Origin of the sequence: Psychrobacter sp. AOP30-A2-5 (genome assembly GCF_052378115.1) — a bacterium.
In the GTDB taxonomy this organism is placed as follows: Bacteria; Pseudomonadota; Gammaproteobacteria; order Pseudomonadales; family Moraxellaceae; genus Psychrobacter.
Map to the genome: position 1 here is coordinate 92,852 of NZ_JBQSXK010000006.1, position 11,949 is coordinate 104,800.

An 11,949-nucleotide genomic window follows, 5' to 3' on the forward strand; every position below is an offset into this window, starting at 1 on the left:
GTGATTCGACATCAGGATTTATCAAGTTCGACACAAAAGCGTATCAATATTGGCTTGGCATATCGGAGTACCGAGCAAGGGGCGACGCTAATAGTAGTCTTATTGTTTTTAGTGCTTATTATGTTGGCAGGCGCTATCGCAGTGAGACAAAGTACGACAGATCTCAAGGTAGCGACTAGCGATCAGATCAATACGGTGTTGTTGCAATCAGCAGACAGTGCCAATCAAAAACTAGAGACGATGGTAAATGGTAGTCCAGCATCTGAAGGATATAAAGATGTCACAAGCGCAACAGGCGCTCTTGGTCATTTTGTATTGTTTGAAGATAATAAAGCGAATGAGTTTATCTATTGTTTCAATCCACGCACCCAAAGATATTTAACCAATAGTGCAACCGTTAGAGCGCCTACTGGTGGGTATGTAGATAGCCTGAATAACGGTATATGCGATTATACAAAAGCGACCGACTATACGAGCGAGAGGCAAGCCGTCATGACCCAGATGAGTATTGCACTTACGCCTCCTAGTGCCAATGCGGGGCCATTTGAACACGTCGTCATCGGTAAGGAAATTGAAGATAGAACCAGTAAAAAGTATCAGTTCGATATTCGAGCAACCTCTTCACTACCAGCTTATAGTGAGCCCAAGGTAGACACAGACAAGTGTTTTGAACAAACCAGTATTCGTGCAAACGTCGCAAATGGCAAAAAATCGCTAAATGAATGTTTGCTGGCTGCTAGTACACCCAGCAAAATGCTATACGAGCAAGCGGATGTCGAAAACGTTTCTTCTTCTACCAAATGTTATCCGTTCGGCAGAGGAACCCTAAATCCGCTGTGTGTACTAGCTACAACGCCTTAATCTGCTTATTCATTGCTCTAACATATTATAAGGATAGATGTCATGAAACGACTTGATAACGTACCGACAACAACTAACATGATTGCAGTACCACTAAAGTATTTGGTCGTAGTCGTGGCATCCATGATAGCAATGCCTATTTCGCAAGCAGATGTCGCAGGCAAAAAAATTGGTGATTTAGAGATTTATAAAGCCGCCGAAGGTGGTAAGACTACAATTACCATGATGCTTGATACTTCGGGTAGTATGTCCGCACTCGTATCTAATGTTGGAGCTGATGCGTGTGACCTACCTAATGGAGTATCTTCTAATGGTATTAAACAACAAAGCTCTTCAACCATGCCATATCCCAAAGTATATTGTGAAACTAGAAAGTTTTTTTATCGTAAAACAGGCAGTAAATGGTATAGCTGCGGATTAAGCGATGGTTCTGGTAGTTTTAATTTCGGAATTGCTGAATGTGCAACTGAAATAGCCGCTCCAACAACCAGTGGTTTTATTGCTGGAAATAATAGCGGGAATACATACTATTATAAAGATGATGTACCTTCTTACGACCGTCTAACCCGCCTTAAAGACGCGCTTTTTGCTCTTATGAATAACACTCAATTAGATCCCAAAAAGGTAGCGATTGGTATTGGTCAGTACTCAACGCAAAGCAATAAAAACAATAATACATATATAGGTGCTGATGGCACTAGCGGCAAAATAGTCGTACCAGCAAAACTGGTTGATCAGACCCAGCGTAACGCCATCAAAACAGCAGTAGCAGCATTAAAGGGAGAGAATGGAACACCGACTGCCAATGCCTATGCAGAAGTCGGTGCTTACATGCTAGGCAGAAATACATCTACATCATCTATTACCTATCCAAGAGAAGAGTATAGATATGCTGGTAGAGACTACTATGGGGATTATTATTCACAATGTATCTCATGGACTGCTGAAAGATGTACTGGACTGGGTAATTCCTATCGAATTTCAACGTCCGGTTATACGAGCAGTTCTTGTAAATATTATAATGGTACTTGTCTATCTAAAGATAAAACCCAAAGTGCAGAAGACTGGGGCTTCAGTGGTTTTGAAAAGTCTATTACAAGCTCGAAGTCTGATTCTGGTGCGAATTATATCAGTCCCCTGACATCCGTTTCTAGTTGTGATGGACGTGGTATTTACTTCTTAACCGATGGTGAGCCAAATAGCTCACCCGCTCCTTTACCCTTAATGAGATCAGCTTTAGGTTTTCCTGATTTCCGTGTCCCAGCAGCCACGCTACCAAATGGCACTCAAAGTGGTCATGGCATGCCCGAAGTTGGAGCGTTTGCGAAAGCCTTGCGTGATCCAACCATCAACCCATTAGGTACAGATAGAGAAATATATACAGCGGTGGTTGGCTTTGGCTCTGTTTTTGATGTTGATCGAGTGGCAGATGCACAGAAACAACCAGAACAGCGAATCATTCGCAGGTTACCTTATACTAATCCAAAAACGGGTGTGACCGCAGATCGCGATTTTTATAACTGTGAAAAAATTAACAATATTGATGCAAGAAACGCCTGCAACTGGGGCGAAAAATCCCATCCATCTTTATCAGGCGTAGGCGGCTTTGGCGAAGGCGGTTTCTATTCAGCACAATCTACAGAAGATATTGTCAATAGTATTATCACCTTTGTCAGTGATTTAAACCAAACCCTGCCATCAGTGCCATCAGGTACGATCATCATACCTGATGATCCCTATCGTGCCGATAGTCAACTTGCCGTTGCTTATTATCCTACATTACAACCTAAAGTAGCGGAGAACGCCGTTATTTGGGAAGGTAACCTAAAAAAATACGCCTTAAACGAAGGTACCTTGTATGGTAAAGGTGGCTCTAAGCTGTTTAAGAGTATCGCCGGCGACTTAGATCCTGCGACGCAAGATCTTTGGTCGGATAAAAACTACGCTGGTGCCAATGATAAGGTAGAAAACGGTGGTTTTTATGCGCAATTAAATACCCCAAATGCAGGAATAGCATCCGTCAGGACGCTTTTTGTCGAAGACTGGCAAGATGCATCTACTAAAAAGCCAATATTAAGAAAGTTTGGTGTAAGTAGTGCGGGCAAGGTGATAGTAGATGGTACAGCTCTAACTAACAGCACATTTAAAGATACTGCTACCTACAATGAAGCGACCTTAAGAAAATTATTAAATTTCTTAGGGTTCGATGTACTTCCAGCTACGGCTGTTAAAGACATGACCCTTAGCACATCCAATGCAACCAAATCGATCAAAATCTTAGGAGCAACGATTCATTCTACGCCGGCAGCCGTTTCCTATTCTGCTACTCTCGATAGTGACACCGGTAGAGTTACTGATGCGCGCGATGACTATGTACTCTTTGGCTCATCAGAAGGTGGTTTACATCTAGTAGATGCAGGTAACTATGGCGTTGGTAATGGCGGTAAAGAAAAATTCGTCATTATCCCAAGAGAGATGCTAAAAAACGCCAGTAACTCTGATGCGCTTGTTAAAGGCGCAACCAAAGCCGAGCTAGGATCTCCAAATTTCGGTATCGATGCCCCTTGGTTGGTGACTGCAGATTATCAATACAATTTGGAAAGTAATAAGGTAAATGTTAATACCTCAAATGGTAAGGGCGTATTCGCTTACGGCGGCTTACGTATGGGCGGTGAGGCACTTTATGGGCTAAATCTTAATGATAATAACAATCCGAGTATGATGTTTGCTATTACGCCAGCCACTACAGGGTTTAGTCGTATGGGACAAATTTGGGAAAAACCTACCAAAGCCAAAATAAAAACCAGTACTAGCGATACTGGTACTGATGTATTGGTCTTCGGTGGCGGTTATGATATGTGCTATGAGAAGGAAACCTTTCAGGTGGGGGTGACGGATACCACGTTGTTAGGTACCTGCTCAAACCTATCATCAACCAAAGGCAATGCGGTCTATATTATCAAAGCCGATACAGGTGAGTTGATATGGTCAGCTTCTAACGTGTCGAACTCGACAGGAGCCTCGAAAACGGTTTCTGATATGACCAATAGTATTGTCGCTGGTGTGACAGTGTTAGACCGCAATAACGATGGTTTTATGGATCATATCTACTTTGCAGATTTAGGGGGTCAGATATTCCGTGCCGACTTTACCAATGCGGGCTTTAAAAAGCCAGTCGCATCAGGCACACCATCACCTGAGACTTCTTTTAGCAATACCAGAGTCACGCGTATACTCCAAAGTGTTTATACGGGTAGTAACACAAAATATAACTATCGCTTTTATGAGCGTCCTACGGTCAGTTTCTATCATAATGATAGTAGTAACAGCTTGTTTGCATTAGTGAATGCTATCTCAGGCGATCGCAGCTCACCTTTATCGAAAATCCGTGATAACACCAAGGCGGATCGTCTATACGGTATTATAGACAGTGATGTTACCAAGTCAGATAACGTTTTTTATGCCAGTAACTTTTCCTCTACGGGAGGCGGTGAAACAATTAAAGATTTAACAGATAGCAGTTTAGCAGCGTTGCCTACGGCCATCGGAACCCTGACAAACGCAGGATATAGTACAGAACAAAAAGATGTCGTTATTAATACGCTCAAAGCAGGTACAAAAAAAGGCTGGTACTATCCGCTGACCCGCTTTGATGGCTATGGTAATGTCAGGTATACCAAAGGTGTTGGCAAGTCTGAAGTGATTGATAGCTTTATATATACGACTGTTTATAATCCCGATATGAGCTATGGCACGGTAGATTCTTGCTCTGCTAAAGTGACGGGCGGTTCAGAGCGTCAGCTCTACTGCTTGCCTTATGGCATCTGTACTGATGGGGCATCCAAGAACGGTACTGGCGGATATGTACGTGCAGGTAAAGGTATTCAAGAGCTGACGCTCGGACCACGTAGCTCCAGCCTCTCCAACCAACGTCTCCTTATTGGGACACGTACATTGACGGAACGTGCTAATGATCGCGTAAACTTTGGGTCTGATAATGGCAAGGGACTTTTCAATGCTCTTACGAACCCTAAAGGGCTGAACCAAAGCAATTTAGTAGCAACTGACAGCAGCATTGGTAATGGTACAGCGCCTGATATGATATTTAATGAGCGCTTTACGCTACAGCCGAAAACGTGGTACGAAGTAGACTGATAGGATGGTCGCATGAATATGAAGACGTTGAAACGACAAGTAGGCTTTACGCTTATAGAGCTGATGATAGTCATCATAATCATGGCTATCTTAGCGGCGATTGCGATTCCGTCTTATCGGCAGTTCGTCGTGCGTAATGCTGAATCACAAGCACAGGCACGAATGCAAGAGCTTGATATAGAGCTTAACCGCTGGCGCGCTAGCGCTTTAACTTATAAAGGCTTTAAACCCAAAAAAATAGCAAGTAATGGCGATATCAGCTATGCATATGATGCAACTGACAATAAAACTATCTATGTCCCTAAAGGTAGCGATAGCACGAATTACCGTTATATGATTACGTTAGTAGATGGCAGTACAGGTAACACCTTAGCTCCTACAGGCACTGGTTATTCTACCGCAGGCAGCTCATGGCGCATGTTAGCAGAGCCAAATACTTCATTTAAAAATTCAAATGCTCATATTGTGATGATAAATAGTACGGGTGTGAAATGTAAAAGTAAGGATAGGGCAGTCACCATTGCTTCTACCAATTGCGGCACTGGAAATGAGGACTGGTAATGTCATATTCTAATGAATTATCTAAAAAAATATCAAAAAATGATCAGGGCTTTACGCTGATTGAGATGATGATAGTAGTTGCTATCATAGGTATTTTGGCAGCGATTTCTTATCCTAGTTATCAAAACTACGTTATTAAAACCAAACGCACCGACATGATGAGCGAGATGCAAAACATCGCTTCAGAAATCGAAAGCCGTAAACTGGCGCAGGGTAGTTATAGTGCGATTAGTACAAGTGTCAAAACAGACTTTGCCACCGCATATCCGAGACAGGGAACTGCGCTATATGATGTAACAATAACAGATCCACTCGTCTCTAAATGGATAATTAATGCCACGCCAAAGACAGGGATGCAAATGGTAAGTGATGGCAATCTTAGTCTGAATTACCAAGGGATTAAATGTCGAGGCAATGGCACAGATAAAAAATGTGGTACGGGTGACGAATGGCGATAGTTGCTACTAGACGATAGTCACTATTATGTATAAAAGTGTCAAATAGTAAGGTATTAAAAACAACAGTGACAAAAAATGTCAGTGGTGCTTACCATATACTTTTAAAAAACTATCAACTGACAATTTTCAGTAGGTTGGCAGTAACATTGGTAACGGTATATAAGGATGACAAGAAAATAAATGTCTAAATAATGCCGAAATTAGGAGTTATAGCCTTATTTTAGCTATAAAAACAATAATAGCGATGTTTTGGCATGTTACCTGCAACAGTTATAGTAAGAAAGAAATTTATCATATCCCTAAAGATAAAATGCAACAGTATCAACAACAGCCTTTTATCTTTATATACCCCAAAAGGAGTTCTTATGAACGCTCAAAAAGGTTTTACCCTAATCGAACTAATGATCGTTATCGCCATTATCGGTATCTTGGCTGCGATCGCTTTACCTGCTTATAGTAACTATCAAGCAAAATCTAAGTTAACTGCAGGTTTAGCAGAAATATCAGCAGGTAAGACGGCAGCTGAGGACTTGATAAATAATGGTACTCAAGTAACAGATCAAGCTTCTATTGGCTTACAACCAACTACTTCTAACTGTACTATTACAGCATCCACTACAGCCGGTGCAGGTACAATTGTATGTGACATTATAAATGCGCCATCTCAAATCACGAATGCAAAAATAACATGGACACGCACAGCTACGGGAGCATGGACTTGTGCAACTCTTCTACCAAAGGGAGGTGATGTGACATTAGCACCAAAATCTTGTCCAGGAACTGCCTCTACAACCTAGCAAGCGTAGGCTGGGCTTTTAGCCCAGCTCAAATCATGCAAAGTTACCATGCTGGGCAAAATGCCCAGCCTACAAAAAGTCTCGTTTAATATCAAAAAGCCAAACGCTCTGTTTGGCTTTTTTGTGTTTAAAATTATTCAAAATTTTTTGCATCAAATATTTGCAAGGTTAAAATGCTGGGCAAAATGCCCAGCCTACAAATCCCAAAGCATACAAATCCCAAAGCCTATAAAGTTAAGCGAATATATTAGCTTACACATCATATCGAATGTTGATATTTTTATCATTCTCATCCGTTCCCCAATCAGCGGGATACACACCTTTTTTAATCAATTTATGCAATGTGGAGTATTGCCAGTTTTGAGGATTGGTGACGTAGCCATGCTTAACAGGATTATGATGAATATAATCCATATGTTGCCGATAATCAGCATCATCTCGAATACGATGTTCCCAAAACCGCCGTTGCCAAATCCCGCGTTCTCTCTTTGCCTGCCGTGAGGCGGTGATGAGTTCAGTTTTGTTTATCTGCTTAGAGAATTGGCTTTTAAGACTGGCGATTATGGTCGCGTAATCATCAGAATTTGGCGGCAAAGTAATCATTATATGGACGTGGTCAGGAAGGACGACCATAGCGTCTAATTTGAATTGGTGGTGTTGAATGGTTTTAGCGTAGGCATCACGAAACTTGTCAATATGAGTCAATAAGAGTGACGACTTTCTATCAAGTAGATTAAAGGTCAAAAAGTAACAACCGCCTTGGGTTTTGTCACGAATATAGTTTCTCATAAGGCAATAAGTGTATAGACGAGGTGATGGGCGTAGGTAGGCTGCGGCTTTAGCAAGCGTAGGCTGGGCTTTTAGCCCAGCTCAAATCATGCAAAGTTACCATGCTGGGCTAAAGCATCAGCCTACGAGATACGAATTAGAGTTAGGTTATAAATAAAAAGGCTAGAACAAAAGTCCTAGCCTACATAGTATCCAAAGTATCAGTTGTTGCCTACTTCTCTAAATACTGAATCTTACCTTCCACGCCATCCCATTTCTCAGCTTCTGGCAATTGCTCTTTCATTTCAGTGATATTTGGCCATTTTTGCGCCAGCTCTTCGTTTAGCTGGGTGAACATCTCTTGCCCTTTTGGTACTTCGTCTTCTGAGAAGATCGCATTGGCAGGGCATTCAGGCTCGCATAGCGCGCAGTCGATGCACTCGTCAGGATCGATGACGAGGAAGTTCGGGCCTTCATAAAAGCAGTCCACAGGACAGACTTCCACACAGTCGGTGTATTTGCAAAGAATGCAGTTATCTGTAACGACAAAGGTCATAGTGAGGTCTACCTGTTATTGGATTGGCTGATATGGTTCATCCCTTTTAAAAGAGTTACTGTGCTCACCGTGCTTGAAGTATTATTGATACATCTGCACTTGGTTGCCATGATCTTCTTTTAAATTGAATCAACGATAAGGGCTACATAGAATAGTTGAAAAATAAGGCACATTTTAACGCCTTTACGGCTAATTGACAATTCCCTTTAATGACTAATGATTTTCTTCAAATGATAGAGTAAATCATGCGCTTGCTTTGGCGTTAAGGTATCAGGATCAATCGCGCTAAGTTCATCCTGTAAGCTAAACAGCTGATTTTGTTGTGGAATGTTATTCATTATTTGAGATTGATTGGTGGTTTTTATATCAGCTCTCTCTATTTCATGACCATTCATATGATCGCATTTATCATTTACTGACTTAGCTAATTCATTTTTGTCATCAACGGTTCTTACGCTTTCTGTCTTCATAGGGTCTAATGTTAAGTTATCGGCTAAGTAGCGCTTGGCATCATCCAGTACTTGGGTAGGAATACCTGCCATTTTTGCCACATGCAGACCAAAACTAGAGCTTGCGGCACCGTCTTTGATTTGATGCAGTAGTAACAGTTGACCGTCGATTTCACTGGCAGCGACATGGACATTGCGGATAAGTTTGTCATTGCTGCCACTACTTTCTTTATAGTTTTCTGCCAATTTTGTCAGCTCAAAGTAGTGGGTGGCAAATAACGTCAGGCAGCCAATCTCTAGTAGTCGATTGACGCAAGCATGGGCAATGGCCAAACCGTCAGTGGTCGCTGTGCCGCGTCCGACTTCATCCATCAGCACCAACGATTTATTGGTTGCTTGATTGAGAATATTAGCCGTCTCAATCATTTCCACCATAAAAGTCGACTTGCCGCCCGCCAAATCATCAGCTGAGCCAATACGGGTAAAGATACGGTCGATATCACCAATATGTGCACGCGCTGCTGGCACAAAGCTACCGCAATGCGCCAGTAGAACAATCAGGGCGGTTTGGCGCATATAGGTCGATTTGCCACCCATATTAGGACCAGTAATCATCAGCAGTCTTTCAGGGTTTGCATGACTGCCTAGTGCACAATCATTAGCGACAAAATGGCTGCTATGCTTGGCAGGAGTATTGTTGTGAGCATGAACAGGATTTAGCGCGGCTTCTACAACAACATGACGACCTGCTTTGATATTGATACTGGTTTGGCTGTTATTATTCAAGCCATTTTCTGAGTGACTGTTTTCTAAGCTATTATCTAAGATGCTGCTCTCTTTCGATTCGTTACTCATGACTGGACGCTGCCAGTTATAAGTGATCGCAAGTTGCGCCCAATTACTGAGTACATCTATCTGGGCGATAGCAGCGCTAAGCTGTTGTAATTCAGCTAAATGGCTACCTAATCGTATCAATAGCTCATTATACAGCTGCTTTTCTCGAGTTAATGCTAAGCTTTGCGCGCTTAGATACTCAGTTTCGACTGTCTTTAGCTCGTCAGTGATGAATCGCTCGCTACTTTTCAGCGTTTGCCGCCGGATAAAATGTGCAGGGGCATTTTTTGCCTGCATTTTAGGCAATTCAAAATAAAAGCCGCTCACTTTATTAAAACCTACTTTTAGACTGGGTAATTGGCTCTCTTGACGCGCGCGTTCCACCATTTCATCCAAAGTCACTTGAATATTGTCATGTAAATGAGTCAGGCGATCAAACTCAGCATCAAAACCTGCGGCAAGCATGCCACCATCACGAGTATGCGCGGGCGGTTCTACGATAATGGCTCGTTCAATCAGCTCAGCGACGGACTGTATGGCAGGTAACTGCGCAGGCAATTGCTGCATTAGCATCGGCAACAGTCCTGCCTGCTCATGGCGAATACCTGCATTTGTCAGTAGCGTCGTAAGCTGGGCGCTACTAGCAATACCCTCAGCAAGTTTACGCAGGTCACGCGGCTTGGCACTCATTAGCCCAATACGGCTACTAATACGTTCAATATCGCCGATAGCGTTTAAGGTTTCCCGTATGTTTTGAACGGATACACTATTTTCTAGGTGTTGAGCAGAATATTCAGTATTGACAGAGAGATCACAGTTCTTTAGTAAACTAGCTATCGCATCTAAGCGCAAATTGATACGCGAATGCTGACGCAGTGGGCGTTTCATTTGCTGCACGAGTAAGCGTCGACCCATCGGCGTTTGACAATCATTGAGGACAGATATTAATGAAGTTCCATTGCTGCTAACGGGGGTAAATAGCTCAAGATTTTGCTGACTATTGGCATCAATAATTAAATAGTCGTCACTGTATTCTATGATTAGCTGATTGAGCTGTGGCACATGACGCTGCTGGGTTTGCCGTGCATAATGTATGAGCGCTGCACAGCTAGATTGGGCAAGTGGTGCATCGCTAATACCTAGTCCCTCAAGGCGCTGCACGTCAAACTGTTGGCAAAGAGTTGCGCTGGCATGCTCACGGTGGAAGTCATTTGCCGCCACTTCGATAATCGGACAGTCGAGATGTTGACGTAGCCACAGCATCCAATCTTCGCCGATACGGTCGTTAAGTGCTTCGCTAATGATACATTCACTGGGCGCAAAGCGCGCCAGCACCGTCAGCATTTGCGTTTGCAAATTTTTTACATCATCAGGGCTGTTATTATAGCTGGCACTAAGCGTTTGCGTCGTTAGTGTTCCAGCGGCTAAATCCATTTGGCTAATGGCAGCTTGCACAGGTTGTTTGCTGTTCGATTTAGGTATCTCGATATCAATGGCGACCACAGTCGGGGTGTGATTGGGCGCAATTAAAGCATCATCAGTAATTGTCCCTGCGGTCAGCGTTTTAACCACTTCACGGCGCATAATACTGCCAGCAGCAGATTTGCTTTTATCTTTTTTCTGCTTATCGCCCATCGTCTGAGCATTGGAAGGGTTATTCGTGTTGTCAGTGCCAGTGGCTGATTCGTCAATTTGCTCACACACAACGACGGTTTGCCCAGCAGCTATCAACCTTGCCATGTAGCTATCGGCCGCATGAAAAGGCACACCTGCCATGGCAATGGTATTGCCCGCTTTATCTGTACCACGGCGAGTCAAGGTGATGTCTAATATTTGTGCCGCGCGCTTGGCATCATCAAAAAATAACTCATAAAAATCACCCATGCGGTACAGCAGTAACGCTTGTGGATAGTTGGCTTTCATGGTTAGATATTGCACCATCATCGGCGTATGATCTGCCAAATGATAAACGGTATCGCCTACCATCAACTGATCGGAGGTCAAAGGTGTTGCGGTCTGTTGTTTTGATATTGCGTACTTTGACGGAGTAGGTTTGGCGGCGTTAAGGTTTTGAGCGGATGGCTTAGCGGTCATGCAGAGTCTCTTATAATGCTTCAATGGGTTTTTTAGTCAGCTGGCGTTAAATAGACGACGGTATATACAGATCAGCGTAAAAAAATAGATGAGAAAAACACTCGCTTATGAGTGGTTGATTTGCAAGATTTTGGTTGATTTTTACCAAAATAGCTTTATTAAAGGGTCATCATAGCGCGCAAATTTAGCAGTCAAAAAACTCAGAAGTGTGAAAGTGTAATTACTATTTTAGCACGTCCTGCCGCGCTTTTACGTCGGCAAATATCTACTCGCTGCCCTTGTATCCATCGGCGTCATAACCATATATAATGACGTCACACTTAATTGGGCGATACTTCATTAGGCGACACTTCATTAGGCAGTACCTTATTAATCAGTGCTTTGTTAAGAGGTGCTTTGTTAAGAGGTGCTTTGTT

General features: G+C 42.8%; 8 protein-coding genes. 5 read left to right on the forward strand and 3 right to left on the reverse strand.

Going from position 1 to position 11,949, the window contains the following annotated elements:
* From ACT3S4_RS06515 to ACT3S4_RS06535, 5 genes are all read left to right on the forward strand, one after another.
* Nucleotides 1-861 (forward strand): PilX N-terminal domain-containing pilus assembly protein, encoded by an 861-nt coding sequence (locus ACT3S4_RS06515; RefSeq protein ID WP_444760746.1) that lies wholly within the window; start codon nt 1-3, stop codon nt 859-861.
* 42 nt (nt 862-903) lie between these two features.
* Nucleotides 904-5,016 carry a pilus assembly protein PilY gene (locus ACT3S4_RS06520; RefSeq protein WP_444760747.1) on the forward strand — a complete coding sequence of 1,371 codons (4,113 nt, stop codon included), beginning with the start codon at nt 904-906 and terminating at the stop codon, nt 5,014-5,016.
* Between the two features lie 12 nt (nt 5,017-5,028).
* Nucleotides 5,029-5,577, forward strand: a complete 549-nt coding sequence (locus tag ACT3S4_RS06525) for a prepilin-type N-terminal cleavage/methylation domain-containing protein (RefSeq protein WP_444760748.1) — start codon at nt 5,029-5,031, stop codon at nt 5,575-5,577.
* Nucleotides 5,577-6,035 (forward strand): type IV pilin protein, encoded by a 459-nt coding sequence (locus ACT3S4_RS06530; protein WP_444760749.1) that lies wholly within the window; start codon nt 5,577-5,579, stop codon nt 6,033-6,035. Before ACT3S4_RS06525 ends, ACT3S4_RS06530 begins: the two co-directional genes overlap by 1 nt.
* A 365-nt stretch (nt 6,036-6,400) precedes the next feature.
* The gene (locus ACT3S4_RS06535; RefSeq protein WP_444760750.1) at nt 6,401-6,832 is read left to right on the forward strand and encodes a pilin; all 432 of its coding nucleotides are present in this window, start codon (nt 6,401-6,403) and stop codon (nt 6,830-6,832) included.
* 252 nt (nt 6,833-7,084) lie between these two features.
* On the opposite strand, the gene ACT3S4_RS06540 is transcribed toward ACT3S4_RS06535, so the two are convergent.
* From ACT3S4_RS06540 to mutS, 3 genes are all read right to left on the reverse strand, one after another.
* On the reverse strand, nt 7,085-7,621 hold the full coding sequence (locus ACT3S4_RS06540; RefSeq protein ID WP_444760751.1) for an REP-associated tyrosine transposase: 537 nt from the start codon (nt 7,619-7,621) through the stop codon (nt 7,085-7,087).
* A gap of 211 nt (nt 7,622-7,832) precedes the next feature.
* Nucleotides 7,833-8,156 carry a ferredoxin FdxA gene (fdxA, locus tag ACT3S4_RS06545; RefSeq protein ID WP_230709944.1) on the reverse strand — a complete coding sequence of 108 codons (324 nt, stop codon included), beginning with the start codon at nt 8,154-8,156 and terminating at the stop codon, nt 7,833-7,835.
* Nucleotides 8,157-8,362: 206 nt separating this feature from the next.
* Nucleotides 8,363-11,533 carry a DNA mismatch repair protein MutS gene (mutS, locus tag ACT3S4_RS06550; protein ID WP_444760752.1) on the reverse strand — a complete coding sequence of 1,057 codons (3,171 nt, stop codon included), beginning with the start codon at nt 11,531-11,533 and terminating at the stop codon, nt 8,363-8,365.
* Nucleotides 11,534-11,949: the final 416 nt, after the last annotated feature.

Excerpts from the sequence above, each read along its gene's own strand:
- ACT3S4_RS06520 (WP_444760747.1), top strand. The coding sequence starts at position 904 with ATGAAACGACTTGATAACGTACCGACAACAACTAACATGATTGCAGTA.
- ACT3S4_RS06525 (WP_444760748.1), top strand. The coding sequence starts at position 5,029 with ATGAATATGAAGACGTTGAAACGACAAGTAGGCTTTACGCTTATAGAG.
- ACT3S4_RS06530 (WP_444760749.1), top strand. The coding sequence starts at position 5,577 with ATGTCATATTCTAATGAATTATCTAAAAAAATATCAAAAAATGATCAG.
- ACT3S4_RS06535 (WP_444760750.1), top strand. The coding sequence starts at position 6,401 with ATGAACGCTCAAAAAGGTTTTACCCTAATCGAACTAATGATCGTTATC.
- ACT3S4_RS06540 (WP_444760751.1), bottom strand. The coding sequence starts at position 7,621 with ATGAGAAACTATATTCGTGACAAAACCCAAGGCGGTTGTTACTTTTTG.
- fdxA (WP_230709944.1), bottom strand. The coding sequence starts at position 8,156 with ATGACCTTTGTCGTTACAGATAACTGCATTCTTTGCAAATACACCGAC.
- mutS (WP_444760752.1), bottom strand. The coding sequence starts at position 11,533 with ATGACCGCTAAGCCATCCGCTCAAAACCTTAACGCCGCCAAACCTACT.